Source organism: Robertmurraya phoenicis (assembly GCF_047302285.1).
Lineage (GTDB): Bacteria > Bacillota > Bacilli > Bacillales > Cytobacillaceae > Robertmurraya.
This window is the reverse complement of sequence record NZ_CP154845.1, coordinates 1,967,071-1,984,285: the sequence shown is the minus strand read 5'-3', so window position 1 is coordinate 1,984,285 and position 17,215 is coordinate 1,967,071. Positions and strand designations below refer to the sequence as shown.

Genomic DNA, 17,215 nt, shown 5'->3' with positions numbered 1-17,215 from the left:
CGAATCAAACCCTTTCAAAATTCCCCATTTTTTTATGGCTTAATTGTTTTCACTTAGCATAAAGATCGCTATAATAGGCAAAGACAATTGAATAACCCTATGCGGTTCGTGAACTCCCGCACTATCAAAACTACAGGAGGAAGTAATATGTTTAATGAATGGTTTGGCCTCATCTTTGTTATTGTCAACTTTGTTTTTGTTCTCGCTATTTATCGTCTCTTTGGAAAAACTGGTTTATTTGTCTGGATAGGTTTTTCCACTGTACTAGCTAATCTTCAGGTTGTTAAAACAATTGAAATTTTTGGATTAACAGCCACACTAGGAAATACCATGTATGGCACTGCATTTCTTGTTACTGATATTTTAAACGAAAAATATGGCAAAGACGATGCTAAAAAGGGCGTTTGGTTAGGTTTTTTTACCTTATTAGCAATGACCGTTATTATGCAAATGGTCTTATTATTCCAGCCTCATGAAATCGATTTTGCCCATGATTCTTTAGCAACGATTTTCGGAATTTTACCAAGAATTGCTTTAGGTAGCTTATGTGCCTATTTAATTAGTCAATTTGCAGATGTTTATATCTTTTCCTATTTGAGAAAGAAATTTCCTCAAGATCATCATTTTTGGATTCGTAATAACGGAAGTACGATGATTAGCCAGTTACTGGATACTGTCGTGTTCACAAGCATTGCTTTTTTAGGCGTTTATCCAATGAATGAATGGTGGCAAATATTCCTGACTACTTATTTATTGAAGTTTCTCGTCTCAATTTTAGATACTCCATTTGGATATATCGCAAAACGCTTTCCGAAAAATGGTTAAAAGTGATTAGGCACCTAAACAGGTGCCTAATATTTATGGTAAACTATATTTATTATTTTTAAAACAGATTATTCACTTCAAGGAGGTTTCAGCTTGATTGAAGTTTACATAGATGGGGCAAGTGCTGGTAACCCTGGACCAAGCGGTGCTGGGATTTTCATTAAAGGGAACGGGGAGACAGCTAGTTTTTCTATTCCATTAGGGAATTTAAATAATCATGAAGCAGAATTCGAAGCATTGATTAAAGCACTCCACCTCTGTTTAGAAAAAGATTATAAAGTGGTTTCATTTCGAACAGATTCTCAGCTCGTGAGTCGTGCTATCGAAAAAGAATTTGTAAAGAACAAAGTGTTTATTCCTTACTTCGAGGAAGCCCTTCGTCTAATTGCAAAATTCGATTTGTTTTTTATCAAATGGATACCAAATACAGAAAATAAAAAGGCTGATCAATTAGCACGAGAAGCCATAAGGAAAAATACAGAGAAGAGGTAAGAACTTGGAAAAGAAAACGATTTTTGCGGATATTTCCTTATTGATGGTTGCACTAGTTTGGGGTGCGACCTTTGTCATTGTTCAAAATGCGATAAACTTGCTTCCACCTATCGCTTTTAATGGGATTCGCTTCCTTTTTGCGGCGGTTTTATTAGGAATTTGGCTACTACTATTTGAAAGAAAACAGCTAATGGGATTGAATAAAAAATTCATCCTTTCTGGGATCATGATTGGTGGTTGGCTATTTTTAGGTTATGCCACACAAACGATAGGACTATTATATACAACCTCTTCCAAAGCTGGATTTATTACTGGATTAAGTGTCGTTCTCGTTCCATTATTCTCCTTTATTTTACTGAAACTTCACCCTAGTAAAAATGCCATTCTTGGGGTTTTAATCGCAACAATTGGCCTGTATTTATTAACGATGACTGATGTTGTTGCTTTAAATAGAGGAGATCTACTCGTTTTTATTTGTGCCATCGGCTTTGCTCTACACATCACTTTCACAGGAAAATATAGTAGTCGATACCCAGCGCTGTTGTTAACCATCATCCAAATATCAACAGTAGCAGTTCTTTCCATCATCTATTCCTTTTTCTTTGAAGAGTGGGAATTAGCCCTACAACCTTCTGTCCTGTTCAGCAAAGAAGTACTTAATGCTCTCATTATTACATCAGTATTTGCAACAGCTCTCGCATTTCTAGCACAAACAAATTTTCAGAAATTCACTACGCCGACTAGAGTTGCCTTAATTTTTGCGATGGAGCCTGTATTCGCTGCTATTACCGGCTTCATTTGGGCGAATGATCGCCTATCGATAAGTGCCCTTGCCGGTTGCTTACTGATTCTCGCTGGAATGATTTTCGCTGAACTTCCATCTGCCAAGCTCTCCTTCAAAGAAAAAAGAAATAAGGAAAACACGCACTCCATATAAAATTTAAGGCACACCTTCTTTGGTGTGCCTCAAAACTATACTGTTAATATATTCTCTTTCTTAATAAACTTAAGTGCTTCATCTCTTGATGTAATTTGATTTGATGTTAATAGCTCTAATAAAGATACATAGAAGCTGCCATCAAATGTTTTTTGAGCCTTTAACGTTAACTCTAGCGCTGTACGAGCAAGTTCATCAGACGCATTGGTATATTGCTTTCCAAAATAAATAAAGCCGATTGCATCTTCACCAAATTGAAAACCTTTACTACTTAATAATTGTAAATAATCTTCTAAGCCCACAACCACTTTCCTCTCCCACAATTAACTCTCATTCTAAAATTTTATCTTAAAATTCGACAATTTTCTATTCTTTTTTGTGAATAAATGGCCGATAGTCCCAGTTAAAATCCCAAGCAACGCACCACCTACTACCTCTTCTGGCTGGTGCCCTAACATCTCTTTAAGCTTATTGGGTGTTTTTTGTTCAAATTTTACAGTTTCATCATGGTGGACCTTATCGATTAATTCCCCTAAATCATTCACTTTAAGGGTAAGCTCTCCCGTCTGACGTCTTATCCCTTGAGCATCATACATAACAATTAAGCCATAAACAAGAGATAAAGCAAAATCAATTGTGGGAATCCCTCTTTGTAATGCAATATAGGTCGTTAAGGAAGAAACCCCCGCAGAATGGGAGCTCGGCATTCCGCCAGTTTCAAAAAAGAGTTCAGGACGCCATTCTTTTTCCTTCACATAATGAATGGGAATTTTTAACCCTTGAGCAAGTCCAATGCTTAACAACGCAACATAAACACCTTTATTCATCATCTCACCTCTAGCTTTAGTGTGATGACTCTTAGATTAAACTATTCACTGCATGACTTTCAAAAGAGCCGTAAATACTAAAAACTGTAAGGGAGGTGTTTGCATGGCCAAGCATGATCAAGAAAAAAGAGGCAAAAAGGCATCAGGAGTAAACCCTCAAGGGTACGGTCAAGACGCTGAATTAACCGAAAATCCAAAAAGCGAGCTCGAAAACAGAGCCAAAAAAAGCAATACAAAAATCTAAATGACATAAAAAAAGACTGTCTCAAACTACTACGACAATAACGTCAGAGTATATAAAAAGAGACAGTCTTTTATTATCGTTCTCGATTCTTCCTAAAAAGCTTAATTAACTAATTACTTTTTCTAATCCTTTGAACTCTAGTTCTTCAAACATATTCATTGCTTTACTTCTATCTATCTTCAGTTCTGAATGCTCTAAGTTGTATTCAATCGGTACCTGGTTGTGTATTTTTGCTAATACCCTTGAAAGTTCAAGACTCTGTAGATCTTTTTCAATCTTTGTTTTTTGCCCTTTAGTTAATTTATCAAGATTTTCTAATAATCCGTCTATGGATTTAAATTCTTTTATTAATTTAAGTGCCGTTTTTTCTCCAATTCCCATTACTCCAGGATAATTGTCAGATGAATCACCCATTAACGCCTTAACATCACTAAATTGGCTTGGAAGGATCCCATAATCTTCAACAAACTTATCTACTGTAAATACATCATAATTGCCAATCCCCTTCTTCAATATCGCAACAGAGGCATGATTATTTATGATTTGTAGCAAGTCTTTGTCTCCAGTGACAACGGTAATTTTCGTATCATTGCTCAATTCATCTACGATCGTACCGATGCAATCATCTGCTTCATACCCTTTAATCCCAACATTTGGAATATCTAATGAAGACACCAAATCCTTTACTAAACTGAATTGAGGTAAAAGTTCTAATGGAGCCTCAGAACGATTAGCCTTGTAATCTGGAAAAAGTTTCGCTCTATGCGTTGGCCCCTCCATATCCCAACAACAAATAATATGAGTAGGATTGAATTGATCCTTTGCAGCAAATAAATGCTTGACGAATCCAAAAAGGGCATTCGTTGGTGTCCCTTTGCTATTTATCATGAAATAATTGTTTACAGCAGTAGCATAAAATGAACGAAATAAGAGTGCCATCCCGTCTACTAACATTAAATGTTTATTTGTCAAAATTCTAACTCCCCTTTTTCAAATTAACTCATTGTAGTAAGCAAATTAGTTTAATTATACTACATAAGCACTGATTGTGTGATGTAAATATGATGTAGGGAATTATTTGACATGTATATTCCATTTAAAAATGTTCCTTTTAGGTACTTATGAGATTGGAGTATGCTCTTCAACATGATCTACGACAAACTCTTTAAATCGCTTCATTCCTTCTTCTATCGTTTCCATGTCTGTAGCGTACGACAGGCGAACATAATTTTCCATTTCAAAGCTACTACCAGGGACGATAAGTATTTTCGCATGCTCTAACAATAATTTACATAAGATGTCGTCACTGTCAATGGTCACTCCAAAAGCTTGTTTTCCAATCAATCCTTCCATACTAGGAAATACATAGAAAGCTCCTTTTGGCATAGGGCATGTTAGTCCTGGTATTTCTCGCAACAATTCTACGATACGTTTTCTCCGCAGATCATACTCGATTCGCATTTTTTCCACAGGCTCTTGACTGCCTTTTAAAGCTTCAATGGAGGCAATTTGAACAAAGGTTGTAGGATTACTAGTCAAATGACTTTGAATATCAAACATCGCTTTCGCAATTTCAGGGGATGAAGCAGCATAGCCCATTCGCCATCCTGTCATCGCAAAAGCTTTAGAAAAACCGTTTACGACAATGGTTCGCTCAAATATGTCCTGACCAAGGCTTGCAATACTTACATGTTCTTCCCCATCGTAAATCAGCTTTTCATAAATTTCATCTGAAATAACGATGAGATCATGTTTGACAATAACTTCAGCAAGCTTTTCTAACTCGCTTCGGCTATAAACAGAACCTGTTGGATTAACGGGAGAAGTCAATAATACCATCTTTGTTTTTGCTGTAATTGCACTTTCTAATTCTTCAGGGGTAAGTTTAAATTCATTGTCTGACTTTGTCTTTATTAGATTGGGAATACCTCCTGCGAGTTTAACCTGTTCCCAATAACTAAGCCAAGCTGGAACTGGAATAATCGCTTCATCACCAGGGTTTAAAACGGTTAAAAAAATGTTTGATAATGAATGTTTAGCTCCAGCAGATACAACGATTTGAGTAGGAGAGTAATTCAAACCGTTTTCCTCCCTCAGCTTATCGCTAATGGCTTGACGAAGCTCCATGATCCCACCTGCAGGAGTATATTTTGTTTGTCCATCCTTAATCGCCGAAATAGCCGCATCACAAATATGTTCAGGGGTATCAAAATCTGGTTCCCCTGACCCGAAAATACAAATATCGATTCCCTGCTTCCGCATATCTCTAGCTCTCATCGTTAACTCTAAGGTTTTTGAGCCTTCTACATTGGCTGCCCTTTGTGATAACTTCGAATTCATAACTTCTCTCCTATTTTTCAAATTCTATTTAATTACTTCTCGAGGATAAACTCTGTAAAGTAATTCTTCACCAGCTAAAAATCTTTTAATATTAGCAATGGTGACATCTGCCATCCTCTCCAATGCTTCATAGGTTGCACCACCAATATGCGGAGTAGCGACCACATTGTCTAATAGCGGCAACTCATTTTGAGGAGGCTCAGCAGAAAAGACATCCAATCCAGCACCTTTAATTTGTTTATTTTGTAAGGCATCTATTAAATCAATCTCATTAATTAATCCACCACGAGAAACATTGATGATATATGCAGATGATTTCATCAAACGAATTGTATCCTTTTTAATCAACTCTTTGTTTCTTTCTGTTAATGCAGTAGAAATAATGATGTAATCAGAAGTCTCTAAAAGTTCTTCTAATGTTACAAAACAAACATTTAATTCTTTAGCTGCAAGCGTATCAAGGTAATGACCATAAGCGATCGTTTCCATACTAAAACCTTTTGCCCTTCGCGCTACTGCCTTACCGATAGCACCAAATCCAATAATCCCTAGCTTTTTCTTATAAATCTCATGTCCCACCGATAATTCCCACTGATTATGCTTCATTTCATGATCTTTTTTTGTTATTTTCCTTGATGCAGCCAACATTAAACCAAATACATTATCTGCAACCGATTCTGCATTTTGTCCAGGAGAGTTTGTAACAGCGATTCCCTTCTGGTTTGCGTAGTCAATATCAATATTGTCATATCCTGCACCATATTTAATGATGTATTTTAACCTCGGTCCCGCATCTATCACTTCTTTACCAATTTTCACCTTAGCCACAACTAAAATATCAGTATTTGCGATCTCTTTTATGATCTCTTCTTTTTCAATCCCACTATCAGGATAAAGAGTCTTCACTTCACCTATCAAGCTGACCGCTTCAATGAATGCAGGATACGCTTCATAAAAAGGATCACGAAGCATTAATAATATTTTCACTGTTCTCTCTCCTCCGTGCTTCTTTGATGATTCCATCCAGATTTATCCCACCATTAATTTTGGAATAAATGTTACGATTTCAGGAATAGCGGTAATGACCACAACAATTACTAACATAATGACAAACGATGGAAGGCTGTATTTGGCGATTTTCCCAACGTTGATACCCGTGAGCCCATTGATAACAAACAGATTAAATCCAACCGGTGGGGTAATTTGTGCAATTTCAATTAAGATGATTAAGAAAATCCCAAACCATAGTGGATCGAAACCAGCCGCTGTAATTAAAGGTAATGCTAATGGCAAACTCATTAAAATCATCGAGAATCCATCCAAAATACAACCAAGAATAATATACATGATGACCAAAATGATAATGAGTTCATATTTTGACAGACCAAGCGTACCAATAAATTCAGTTAATTTTGCCGGAAGACCTAAATATCCAACGGCCACTGACACGTAAGCAGCTGCAATCACGATTAGCATGATCATACAATTTGTTTTAATCGATCCGATAACAGCATCCCAAAAATTTTCCTTTGTTAAGCTTTTTGTAAGAACTCCTATGATGAGCGCTCCTGCTACCCCAATTGCTGCTGCCTCTGTCGGCGTAGCCCATCCTAAATAAATACTTCCTAAAACCAAAGCCATTAAAAGGATGACTGGTCCAATAAGAGGAAGTGCCTTTACACGGTCTGACCACGTAAAAGTATCCCCTTTTGGTGCAAGAGTTGGATTAAGTAGACATCGAATGATGATATAACTTCCAAATGCTACTGCCAACAAAAAACCAGGAATAACACCAGCAATGAACAATTGACCTATACTTACATTTGCAGAAATCCCATAAACGATCATCAGCATACTTGGAGGAATTAAAAAACCTAAAGTTCCTGCTCCTGCAAGACTGCCAATACTTAGCGAAGGATTATAGCCTCGTTTCGTCAGCTCCGGCATGGTGATTTTCCCAACCGTTGCAGTAGTGGCAGCAGATGAGCCACTAACTGCCGCAAACAAGGCGCTTGCCACGACATTGACATGAAGTAATCTTCCAGGCAAAAAGGACATCCATGGAGTTAATCCTTTGAACAAATTAACACTAATATTACTTCTGAAAAGAAGCTCTCCCATAAAAATAAATAGTGGCAGAGAAACCATCGTGGCACTGTTTGTTTCGTTCCATAAAATATTGGTTAAAACATTTAATGCAGGGGTGTCGGTGAAAAACAGGAAACTAAAGAAACCCACTAGAAAAAGTGAAAGACCTACCCAAATACCACTTCCTAAAAACAAAATCAACAGTCCTAATATCGTTAAAGATATAACTCCTACACCCATCTTTGATGCACCCCTTACGTTAAAGAATAATAATCCTTGTTATCGACCTAATACTTCAAACTCATCAAACTCACTTTTGGCCTCTTCGACCTGCTTGATGTTTCCCGATTTTAACTTTTGTAGAGATAGGATAATTTCAGATAAAAACTGTAAAATCATTAATAATGATCCAATTGGAAGAATCGATTGCGGTATCATCAAATAGGTTTTTGAAATTTGCATCGATTGTGTACCTGAAACCACTGAATCCATAAAGAACTGAAAAGTGGCAACCAAAATGATAGAGAAGGCAACTAATCCTACGATATAGGTATATAAGTCTAAACATATACGACTTTTTTCTCCTTTTAGGACTTTATAAAGAAATGCCATCTTAATATGTCCTTTCTCTTTTAATGTATAAGCAAGTCCTAAATAGGTCATGGCTACAAGAAAATATCCGGTGTATTCAGATGTGATGTAAATCGTGCTATTAAAAACGGTTCGAACAATCGTTTCTGTAATAATCAAAACGACACTCAAAATCATGAGAACTCCTGCTATGTTTGCAAAAAATTTATTGATTTGATGAACCATCTTCACAAAACTTTCCATAATCTATTCCTCCTAAGTAGGATTCGCCATTAAGAAATAAGAGCCGTTCAGTATCAAAACGGGGGTTGTTAACCAATTCTGAAAATAATGACTTTAAAAATATCAGCCGTTAAAATGGTTATTTAACGGCTGCCTATCAGTTATCTACCTACTGCCTCATAGAATTTTTCAACTATTTCCTTTGCTTCATCTGGAGCCGTTTTTAACCAATCTTCTCTAATACTCTTCGTTGCTTCACCAATATCACTCAGTAACTCGTCACTAGGTTCTAAAATCGTGATTCCATTCTCTTTCACAGTAGAAAGCATTTCTTCATCTGTTTCTTTCACTTCGTTCCAAATCTCTTCTTCCACTTCTTTGGCTGCCTGTAAAATGGCATCTTGTGATTCTTTATCTAATGAATTAAATTTGTCTAAATTAATCGTGAGAGCATTTGAACCTGCCAATACCCCAGCTGGGACATGATACCCTAACACTTCCCAGAACTTCCCATCTACTGCAGATACAGACGAAGTTAAAACGGAATCAATTACACCTGTCGATAAAGCAGAATAAACTTCACTGAATGCCAATGGTGCAGGCGTACCACCAACCGCTTGAACGGCTAGAGTACTCATTTCATCAAATGATCTCATTTTCAAGCCTTTCAAATCATCTAAAGTTTTTACTTCATTTTTTGTCCAGAAGCCTGATAATGGCCATGGTGCGATATAAAGTAACTTTTGATTCCATTTTTCTTCTGCTACTTTTTCAAAATAAGGACGGGCAATATCAAATAATATTCTTGCTTCCTCCATATTTTGAAATAGTGACGGTAATGTTGTTAGTCCGTACAGTGACTCGTCTCCAGCTACACTTCCCAAAAGAACGTCCGATGCTTCAACCGTTCCGTCACGTACCACCTTTAACATTTCAGAACCTTCATATCCTAATTGTCCATCAGGTCGCAGTTCAAATTTAACTTTTCCGTCAGTTGCTTCATTGACCTTATTACTAAATGATACAATTCCTTGCCCAATATGATTGCTCTCTGGGTAACCAGAATTGACAAGCCAAGTAACGGATTCACTAGAGCCAGAAGATGACTGTCCACTACTTCCACACGCAGCTAAAATACTAGATACCAAGAGTAATATACTTACCATCAAACCAAATTTTCTCATCTTCTACCTCCATCAAAATATAATTGTTTTCTAAAAAATTGCTACCCTCACTATTTCTTGTTCCAAATTTACGAATACCTATTCTAATATTTGGTATAATGCGATATTATATGAATAATCAGAATGAAACAACGAATATGTTAGATAATCTCACACAGATTTTGAATATTCATAATTTTGTTTGTAAGTTTCGTTACACAAAAGCCAAATAGGTAGGAGATGAAGAAATGAATAAGACGGTTATTAAATCGATGGATATTTTAAATCTTTTTACAAAATATCCAAAACTAAGTTTAAACGAAATGGTAGAATTATCTGGAAAACCAAAAACATCCATCCATCGAGTAGTAAAAACGTTTGAAGAAATCGGATTCTTCGAAAAGGATGAAGAAGGCCATTATCAATTGGGTCTACTTTTTTTGAAATATGGACAACTGGTGTTAGAAAGACTCGACATTCACAAAGTTGCTTACCCATTTATGAAATCGCTTTACGAACAAATTGGCGAGAATATTATTTTAACGGTCCGAGAAGGAGATGAATCGATCAACATTGCTTCGATCGAATCTGACCAGCCAGTAAAGATACGTTCTAAAATAGGAGAACGAACGCCCCTTTACGCCGGAGCACCATCTAGAATCATCCTTGCATACTTAGGCGAGGATGAAATAAGAGAATACTTAGCAAGAACTACTCTGAAGAAGCTCGCTGATGATACGATTACCGATCAAAATGAACTTCTTCGTTCGTTAGAAGAAGCTCAGAAAAAGGGATATTGTTACTCCTTATCAGAGATTCAAAATCTTGGAGTCGGCATCGCTGCACCGATCTTTAATCATAAAGGAAAAATAATAGCGGGATTATCCGTTGCTGGGTTGCATACTCATTTCACGGACGAGAAAACCCCAACGGTGATCGAAAAGGTTAAAGATACAGCAAAGGAACTTTCCGCTAAACTGGGATATGAAAGCCTTGTATAAAAACAAAAACAGCCATTCATGCTTTGCTTACATCTTTAGCATGAATGGCTGTTTCTTTATTACTTAGCTTAATACTCTAGAGCCATTTTCCTAGCGGGCTTATTTCAACTCCTGCGTCTAACAACGCTTCTTTAATTTTCTTTGCAAGCGAAAGAGAACCTTGAGTATCCCCATGAAGTAGTAGCGTATCCCCGACAATTTCAAGTTCTTTTCCATTTATCGATGTTGCTTTCTTACGGATCACTAAATCCAGCACCTTTTCTATGACTTCATTCTCATCTGTTATGACGGCGTTTTTTTCTCTTCTTGATACTAATGATGTATCGTCATTGTAGCGACGATCAGCAAAAATAACGGTTGCCGCTTTTAAACCTTTATTTTCTGCCATTTTCAATAATTTCCCAGGCAAACAGATTAATATTGTATTCGGATCAAAATTATAGACTGCATCTGTGATCGCTTCTGCATAAACTTCATTAAATTGCGCCATATTTTGCAATTGTCCATGAGCCATTACATGCTGTAGTTTGGCTCCATTTGCTTCTGCAAACGCATAAACTGCGCCTATTTGGTAAAGCACGTCCGTATAAACCTCTTCATAGCTTAATGTCATATCCCTTCGGCCAAATCCGACGCGATCTGGAAATCCAGGATGAGCACCAATTCCCGTTCCCGTTTTAAGCGCTGATTGTACCGATTTTTGGATCGTTCGAGGATCACCCGCATGAAAGCCACAGGCGATATTGGCAGAAGAAATGATTTCCATTAGCGCTTCATCATTTGCTAATTCGTAGCGTCCGTATCCTTCACCTAAATCTGAACATATATCAATTTTAATGGTCATGTTTTGACAAGCCCCTTCCTTCATGCAATCGCTTAATTGGTTATAAATTATTTAGCTTTAATATATTGATCCACTTTTCTTGCTGCTTGAATTCTAATATTGCTTCCTCAACCGTAATAGGCTCGAATATAACCGTCTCATTTGGTTTCTTTTGAGCAGCAAAAGGCATATCTACTTCAATAACTGTACCAATTACAGTATAGCCTCCTGACATGCCGCAATGAGGCATTAACAGAATAGGAGATCCATCTCGAGGAATCTGGATGGCACCAGGAGATATATAATAGCTTAAAATGTCTGTATTAATGATGCGATCGAGCTTCTCGCCTTCTAATCGATAGCCCATTTGATCCGAATCCTTTGATATTTTATATGGTTTAGAGGTAAAACTCTTTTTCGTCTTATCCCCAAAGTAGTCATCATGAGGACCCCAAATAAAGCGAACGACATTTTTTTTCTGGTATGTTGGAATCCGATCATGACGAAGCTTTCTTCCTTTTAATCTCAAAAATTTACGGTGTTCATCATTCCTACAAACGATACGATCCCCTTGTCTCAATGTTCTGCCTTCGTACCCTCCATATCCTGCACGTAAAGATGTCGACTTACTTCCTAATACTTCATTAACATCAATTCCTCCGGCAATGGCCACATACGTATAACAACCATCCTTGTTACGCCCAAAGGATAAAATATCCCCATCTTCAACATGAATCACCTTCCACATCGCTAGTTTCTCCCCATTCAATTTAGGGGAACAGTCTGCTCCAGTGATCGCCAAATATCCCTCTCCATGAAATCTTAATTTAGGTCCTATTAAAGCGAATTCAATGGCTGCTGTGTTTTCATCATTTCCAACGAGAATGTTGCCGATTCTAAATGCCCATTTATCCATCGCACCACCAATGGAAATTCCGTATGACTGGTACGCCTCACGTCCCAAATCTTGGATAGTTGTCAACATTCCACTTTTTTCAATTGTTATTGATTCCATTGGTGATCCCACTTTTCTTGCCTATTATCATCCCAGTGTTTTGCTTCTTCTGGTGTTATTCTTTTGAAGTGAATGCAATCTCCCATATTTGCCGTGTTAGGAATGCTTTTGAATGCATTAAAGAGCTTCATTGGGGTCCACCCGATAATATTCCATCCCCCAGGACTTTCAATTGTGTAGATCGTACACATATTGTTAGCAATCGCTATGCTTCCTTCAGACACTTTCAACCTGGGCATAGCTCGTCTCGGTAAAGCAATATCAGCATCAATTTCTCCGATATAAGGTGTGCCTGCGATAAAGCCTGTAAGATAAACATAGAAATCTCGATCAATCATTTTTTCTACCACTCTATCTCGTGAGAGCCCACATTTATTCGCTATTTCATTTAAATCTAAAGAGTACTCATCACCAAAAACGATAGGAACATACACCCTTCTAGAAGTCATAGCATGGTTCTCCTCTTTACGAGGCGGATGGTTTTCGATAAAATCAAGTATTTCTGATTCAGTAATGATAAGTGGATTGTAGCGAATCGAGATTGTGTTCATAGCTGGGATGACTTGAAGCACACCGGTTAGAGGAATGGTGTGAAAAAGATCATGATAATACTTAATTTGGAAACGAATCTCATTTGAAATCTCTTGGGGATAGGTAAGAGTGATAATTCTCTCACCCATTCTCCTTACTGTATACGTAACGGTTTTATCCAACACTTCCATTCACACCACCTCCATGATTGCTAGAAAAATAGAGACTTGATCCTGATGAAATCATGAATCTAGATCTACGTTTACTCCATAATCCTTTAGCGCTGCTTCAGGTGTAATATATCCATTTTTGACGTCACGAGATATTAAACTTTTCTCTCGCTCTGCTGGATTTCCATATCCACCACCACCTGGTAGCTGTAATTTAATAACTGCATCAGGAGTTAATTTATACATCGCCTTTGAACGTGTCGCTTTCTTTCCATTAATATAAGCTTCTGCTTTAGCTCCTGATTTTCCTCCTTGCAATCCTTTTGCTCCATTATTTAGTCTGTCTATCATACTTGCGAACGTCCAAGGTTTATCCGTTCGGACAGTAAATTCAATCGTTTGCCCTAAACCGCCTCTAAACTTCCCTGCTCCACCAGAATCTACTCGAAGCTCTTTCTGGAGGAAGACAACAGGACTCGTTGTTTCAATAATCTCAATTGGCACTCCCCTTATCCCAGATGGGAAGGCCGTTGCCGATAAACCGTCCTTATTTGGTCTTGCTCCCATTCCACCTGCCGTAAATGGGGTAGTCGTAAATCCTGCACCACTAATCGGTAAGCTCCAAACGGAGGAAGCACCCTCTGCAATTGTTCGTTCTGGTATCGCCTGAGAAAGAGCACCCAATACACATTCAGGAGCAAAATGTCCGATCACATGCCTCGCAGCCGTCGGAACAGGCGGCTCTGCATTGACAATACTTCCTTTTGGTGCAGATACATGAACTGGCCGGAAGCTCCCTTCATTATTAGGAATATTCGAAGCAATAGCCGCCTTTAGTACGTATGTTGTATAAGCTGTTACATAATATACCGAAACGTTAATCCCCTTTGAACTTGCAGGTGAAGATCCTCCATAGTCAACAGTGATTTCATCACCAGCCACGGTAACAGTACATTTCAATTTAATCGGTTCATCAAACCCGTCTGTATAAATTTCATTTTCATAAACTCCATCAGGAACCTTTGAAATCGCTTGACGCATTCCTTTTTCTGAGCGGTTCATAATCTCTTCGCCTAGCGTGTCAATTTCCTCTAATTGAAACTCTTCCAACATTTCAACTAATCGATTGCTTGCAACTTCATTTGCAAGCACCTGTGCTTTTAAATCACCCAATACTTCATATGGAGCACGGACATTCATTTCAATAATACTCTGTAGCGTTTCATTTAGCTTTCCTTGTTCATAATACTTCATATAAGGGATTTGTAACCCTTCTTCAAAAATACTATCGGCTTCAGGGTTATACCCCCTTCCTCCAATATCGGCTGTATGACAAGTTGAAGCAAAGAAACCTACCAATCTATTTTTATAAAAAGCTGGTGTGACAATCGTTAAATCCAGCAAATGACCTGAAATTTCATATGCATTATTTCCAATCAGTACATCCCCAGGGTTTAGAGAATGAGGTAGAAACTTTTCGAGGAAGTGTTTAACCCCAATTGCCATCGTGTTAATATGCCCAGGTGTTCCTGTATTTGCTTGGGCAATCATATTTCCTTTTGTATCAAATAATCCTGCAGACAAATCCTCTGAATCTGCTAAAATGCTCGTAAAGGAGGTGCGAATTAACGTTTTTGCTTGTTCTTCTAAAATGGTAATTAATCGATTCCACATAATTTTCACTTGAACGGAATCAAGCATAGTCTTTTTGCAACTGCTCGCCACTCTGTATACCTCCTTCTATGCCCTTTTTCTTTAACAATAAATTCCCAAATGGATCAGCTGTCACTTTGAACCCAGGACTAACCACTAAAGTTGATTCAACATCCTCAATAATCGCAGGACCTTCGATCATATGGCCATTACGAAAATCAGAAAGTCTGTATACTGATGTTAAGTGGTAATCATTATATTCACCATAGTAAACCTCTCGCTCTCCCTTTGCATTAATCATATCTTTAGTCGGAGCAAAAGTATAATGCAATGAAATTTTTGGCTCAGGTCCCTTTACAACTACTCTCCAATTCAACGTGTCAATCGCAAAGCTTTTATTTGATTCGGAGTATAGCTCCTCATATTTTTCTTCAAAACTCTTCTTCATGTTTTCCAGCGAATTTTCATTTAGTTCCCCATTGGCAATAGGAACACTTATCTCATGACTTTGTCCCACATATCGCATTTCACAAGTGCGGACAATTTCGATTGCTTCTTTCTTAATGCCAGATTCTAAAAGTAACTTTTCTCCCTCACTTTCCATCTCATTTAATATTTTCATCGCATGATTCCAATCAATGCTCGTTAACTTGGAATGATAACTTCTAACAAAATCAAAAGCAATCGGGGACGATAAGAAGCCGAACGCCGATGCTACACCTGCGCCTGCTGGAAATACTACCTCTTTCAAATCTAAAATAGACGCAACATTACTAGCATGTACAGGACCGGCTCCCCCTGTGGCAAACATGGAATAATTCCCGATTTCTTTCCCTTTTTCGACCGTATGAATCCTCGCCGCACTCGCCATATTTTCATTGACCATTCGGTGGATTCCCCAAGCAGCTTCAACAACTGAAATCCCTAAAGGCTTTGCCACTTTCTCTTCAATCGCCGTAATTGCCGCCTCTTTATCCAGCTTCATTTCCCCACCTAAGAAGTAGTCTGGATTCAAATATCCTAAAACAAGGTCAGCATCTGTTACTGTGGGATTCTTACCACCCTGTCCATAACAGGCAGGCCCTGGTTGAGAACTAGCACTTTCTGGCCCTACCTTTAAAAGCCCCAGTTCATCTACATAAGCAATACTTCCACCGCCAGCTCCTATTTCAATCATTTCAATTACAGGAACTTTAACTGGAATTCCACTTCCTTTAGCAAAACGATGGGAACGTGCCACTTCGAATTCATTCGTAATAAGCGCTTTTCCACGATCAACCATGCTTGCTTTTGCCGTAGTACCGCCCATATCAAAGACTAAAAGATTTGAAATATCAGAAAGTTTGCTATAAAAAACAGCATTCATAGCACCGCCTACTGGACCTGATTCTAAAATACGGATTGGATACTGACAAGCTGTTTCAATCGTACATGTCCCCCCACCAGAAAGCATCATATGAAACTTCCCTTCAAATCCTTTCGTTTGTAATTCGTTTTCTAATCTTTTTAAGTACTTTTCTACTAATGGCTTTACATAAACATTTGCAACAGTTGTGGAAGTTCGTTGATACTCCCGTATTTCCGGCGACACTTCAGAGGAAATCGAAACGATCATTTCAGGAGCGACAACACTTGCAATGTCTCGAATTTTTTTCTCATGAACAGAATTTTTGTAACTGTGTAGTAGACAGACTGCAACAGCTTCTACCTGCTGGTTTTGTAGTTCTTCAAAAACCATTTTTACTTCCATTTCATCTAATTCTGTTAGAACCTCCCCATTCGAAAGCAGTCGTTCAGTAACAGTATAGCGCAAAAATCTTGGTACTAATGGTTCTGGTTTTTCTAAAAATAAATCATAAAGGTCGTATCGGCTTTCCGTTCCTATCTCCAATTGATCCTTAAACCCTTTTGTTGTAATTAACGCGGTTTTCACTCCTTTACGCTCAATAAGGGCATTGATCACTAATGTGGTTCCGTGAACGATGGAAGATATATCTTCGTATTTAAACCCATATTTCTGTAAACATTGTTCTAATCCATTTAAAAAACCATTAGAAGGATCAGGATATGTTGTTAATGTTTTTCCATAATAGCGATTTCCTTCTTCATCTAAAAACACAAGATCCGTGAATGTGCCTCCAATATCGATACCAACCTTAATTTTACTCAAGTTCGAACCTCCCTTTTTTGAACAAACTCTCATATTCCGAAATTCGGTATACCAATTCTTAAAAATGGAATTATTTTAATTGTAGGTTGATAAAGACAGAATGTAAATGATTGTGTTAAATAT

Annotated in this window: 18 protein-coding genes; 5 read left to right on the top strand and 13 right to left on the bottom strand. The window is 37.7% G+C overall.

Annotated features, from left to right (window positions below):
* Window positions 1-147: 147 nt before the first annotated feature.
* The 3 genes from AA0X71_RS09795 (at window position 148) to AA0X71_RS09785 (ending at window position 2,254) form a co-directional block, all read left to right on the top strand.
* The gene (locus tag AA0X71_RS09795; RefSeq protein WP_413361675.1) at window positions 148-825 is read left to right on the top strand and encodes a queuosine precursor transporter; all 678 of its coding nucleotides are present in this window, start codon (window positions 148-150) and stop codon (window positions 823-825) included.
* Between the two features lie 93 nt (window positions 826-918).
* A complete protein-coding gene (locus AA0X71_RS09790) occupies window positions 919-1,317 on the top strand; it encodes a reverse transcriptase-like protein (protein ID WP_413361674.1) in 399 nt (132 codons plus the stop codon).
* Between the two features lie 4 nt (window positions 1,318-1,321).
* Window positions 1,322-2,254, top strand: coding sequence for a DMT family transporter (locus tag AA0X71_RS09785; RefSeq protein WP_413361673.1), 933 nt, complete (start codon window positions 1,322-1,324; stop codon window positions 2,252-2,254).
* 35 nt (window positions 2,255-2,289) lie between these two features.
* Here AA0X71_RS09785 and AA0X71_RS09780 read toward each other — a convergent pair whose 3' ends face one another.
* Both AA0X71_RS09780 and AA0X71_RS09775 read right to left on the bottom strand, forming a co-directional pair.
* Window positions 2,290-2,562 (bottom strand): DUF6123 family protein, encoded by a 273-nt coding sequence (locus tag AA0X71_RS09780; RefSeq protein ID WP_413361672.1) that lies wholly within the window; start codon window positions 2,560-2,562, stop codon window positions 2,290-2,292.
* A 27-nt stretch (window positions 2,563-2,589) separates the two neighbouring features.
* A complete protein-coding gene (locus AA0X71_RS09775) occupies window positions 2,590-3,081 on the bottom strand; it encodes a divergent PAP2 family protein (RefSeq protein WP_413361671.1) in 492 nt (163 codons plus the stop codon).
* Between the two features lie 103 nt (window positions 3,082-3,184).
* Here AA0X71_RS09775 and sspL point away from each other — a divergent pair, with 103 nt between their 5' ends.
* Window positions 3,185-3,325: a small, acid-soluble spore protein L gene (gene sspL, locus AA0X71_RS09770; RefSeq protein ID WP_413361670.1), complete on the top strand. Its 141-nt coding sequence runs from the start codon at window positions 3,185-3,187 to the stop codon at window positions 3,323-3,325.
* A 105-nt stretch (window positions 3,326-3,430) separates the two neighbouring features.
* Here the strand turns inward: sspL and AA0X71_RS09765 are convergent, their stop codons facing one another.
* The 6 genes from AA0X71_RS09765 to AA0X71_RS09740 all read right to left on the bottom strand — a co-directional run bounded on the left by AA0X71_RS09765 (window position 3,431) and on the right by AA0X71_RS09740 (window position 9,750).
* Window positions 3,431-4,297 (bottom strand): 5'-3' exonuclease, encoded by an 867-nt coding sequence (locus tag AA0X71_RS09765; RefSeq protein ID WP_413361669.1) that lies wholly within the window; start codon window positions 4,295-4,297, stop codon window positions 3,431-3,433.
* A 147-nt stretch (window positions 4,298-4,444) separates the two neighbouring features.
* A complete protein-coding gene (locus tag AA0X71_RS09760; RefSeq protein ID WP_413361668.1) occupies window positions 4,445-5,665 on the bottom strand; it encodes a pyridoxal phosphate-dependent aminotransferase in 1,221 nt (406 codons plus the stop codon).
* A gap of 24 nt (window positions 5,666-5,689) precedes the next feature.
* On the bottom strand, window positions 5,690-6,652 hold the full coding sequence (locus AA0X71_RS09755; RefSeq protein WP_413361667.1) for a 2-hydroxyacid dehydrogenase: 963 nt from the start codon (window positions 6,650-6,652) through the stop codon (window positions 5,690-5,692).
* A 42-nt stretch (window positions 6,653-6,694) separates the two neighbouring features.
* Window positions 6,695-7,993, bottom strand: coding sequence for a TRAP transporter large permease (locus tag AA0X71_RS09750; protein ID WP_413361666.1), 1,299 nt, complete (start codon window positions 7,991-7,993; stop codon window positions 6,695-6,697).
* 39 nt (window positions 7,994-8,032) lie between these two features.
* Window positions 8,033-8,587, bottom strand: a complete 555-nt coding sequence (locus tag AA0X71_RS09745; RefSeq protein ID WP_413361665.1) for a TRAP transporter small permease subunit — start codon at window positions 8,585-8,587, stop codon at window positions 8,033-8,035.
* Window positions 8,588-8,727: 140 nt separating this feature from the next.
* Window positions 8,728-9,750 carry a TRAP transporter substrate-binding protein gene (locus AA0X71_RS09740; RefSeq protein WP_413361664.1) on the bottom strand — a complete coding sequence of 341 codons (1,023 nt, stop codon included), beginning with the start codon at window positions 9,748-9,750 and terminating at the stop codon, window positions 8,728-8,730.
* 227 nt (window positions 9,751-9,977) lie between these two features.
* Between AA0X71_RS09740 and AA0X71_RS09735 the strand changes: the two genes are divergently transcribed.
* Complete coding sequence (locus AA0X71_RS09735; RefSeq protein ID WP_413361663.1) at window positions 9,978-10,730, top strand: IclR family transcriptional regulator; 753 nt, start codon at window positions 9,978-9,980, stop codon at window positions 10,728-10,730.
* Between the two features lie 76 nt (window positions 10,731-10,806).
* Here AA0X71_RS09735 and AA0X71_RS09730 read toward each other — a convergent pair whose 3' ends face one another.
* From AA0X71_RS09730 to AA0X71_RS09710, 5 genes are read right to left on the bottom strand one after another with little or no spacing between them, the layout of a single operon-like run.
* Window positions 10,807-11,574 (bottom strand): LamB/YcsF family protein, encoded by a 768-nt coding sequence (locus AA0X71_RS09730; RefSeq protein WP_413361662.1) that lies wholly within the window; start codon window positions 11,572-11,574, stop codon window positions 10,807-10,809.
* Between the two features lie 40 nt (window positions 11,575-11,614).
* The gene (locus AA0X71_RS09725; RefSeq protein WP_413361661.1) at window positions 11,615-12,568 is read right to left on the bottom strand and encodes a biotin-dependent carboxyltransferase family protein; all 954 of its coding nucleotides are present in this window, start codon (window positions 12,566-12,568) and stop codon (window positions 11,615-11,617) included.
* Window positions 12,556-13,290 carry a 5-oxoprolinase subunit B family protein gene (locus AA0X71_RS09720; protein WP_413361660.1) on the bottom strand — a complete coding sequence of 245 codons (735 nt, stop codon included), beginning with the start codon at window positions 13,288-13,290 and terminating at the stop codon, window positions 12,556-12,558. Before AA0X71_RS09720 ends, AA0X71_RS09725 begins: the two co-directional genes overlap by 13 nt.
* Before the next feature lie 51 nt (window positions 13,291-13,341).
* Window positions 13,342-14,994 carry a hydantoinase B/oxoprolinase family protein gene (locus AA0X71_RS09715; RefSeq protein ID WP_413361659.1) on the bottom strand — a complete coding sequence of 551 codons (1,653 nt, stop codon included), beginning with the start codon at window positions 14,992-14,994 and terminating at the stop codon, window positions 13,342-13,344.
* The gene (locus AA0X71_RS09710; RefSeq protein WP_413361658.1) at window positions 14,963-17,092 is read right to left on the bottom strand and encodes a hydantoinase/oxoprolinase family protein; all 2,130 of its coding nucleotides are present in this window, start codon (window positions 17,090-17,092) and stop codon (window positions 14,963-14,965) included. Before AA0X71_RS09710 ends, AA0X71_RS09715 begins: the two co-directional genes overlap by 32 nt.
* Between the last annotated feature and the right edge of the window lie 123 nt (window positions 17,093-17,215).

Bases quoted from the DNA above. Each gene is read 5' to 3' on its own strand.
- AA0X71_RS09795 (WP_413361675.1), top strand. From the start codon at position 148: ATGTTTAATGAATGGTTTGGCCTCATCTTTGTTATTGTCAACTTTGTT.
- AA0X71_RS09775 (WP_413361671.1), bottom strand. From the start codon at position 3,081: ATGAATAAAGGTGTTTATGTTGCGTTGTTAAGCATTGGACTTGCTCAA.
- sspL (WP_413361670.1), top strand. From the start codon at position 3,185: ATGGCCAAGCATGATCAAGAAAAAAGAGGCAAAAAGGCATCAGGAGTA.
- AA0X71_RS09760 (WP_413361668.1), bottom strand. From the start codon at position 5,665: ATGAATTCGAAGTTATCACAAAGGGCAGCCAATGTAGAAGGCTCAAAA.
- AA0X71_RS09750 (WP_413361666.1), bottom strand. From the start codon at position 7,993: ATGGGTGTAGGAGTTATATCTTTAACGATATTAGGACTGTTGATTTTG.
- AA0X71_RS09745 (WP_413361665.1), bottom strand. From the start codon at position 8,587: ATGGAAAGTTTTGTGAAGATGGTTCATCAAATCAATAAATTTTTTGCA.
- AA0X71_RS09740 (WP_413361664.1), bottom strand. From the start codon at position 9,750: ATGAGAAAATTTGGTTTGATGGTAAGTATATTACTCTTGGTATCTAGT.
- AA0X71_RS09735 (WP_413361663.1), top strand. From the start codon at position 9,978: ATGAATAAGACGGTTATTAAATCGATGGATATTTTAAATCTTTTTACA.
- AA0X71_RS09730 (WP_413361662.1), bottom strand. From the start codon at position 11,574: ATGACCATTAAAATTGATATATGTTCAGATTTAGGTGAAGGATACGGA.
- AA0X71_RS09725 (WP_413361661.1), bottom strand. From the start codon at position 12,568: ATGGAATCAATAACAATTGAAAAAAGTGGAATGTTGACAACTATCCAA.
- AA0X71_RS09720 (WP_413361660.1), bottom strand. From the start codon at position 13,290: ATGGAAGTGTTGGATAAAACCGTTACGTATACAGTAAGGAGAATGGGT.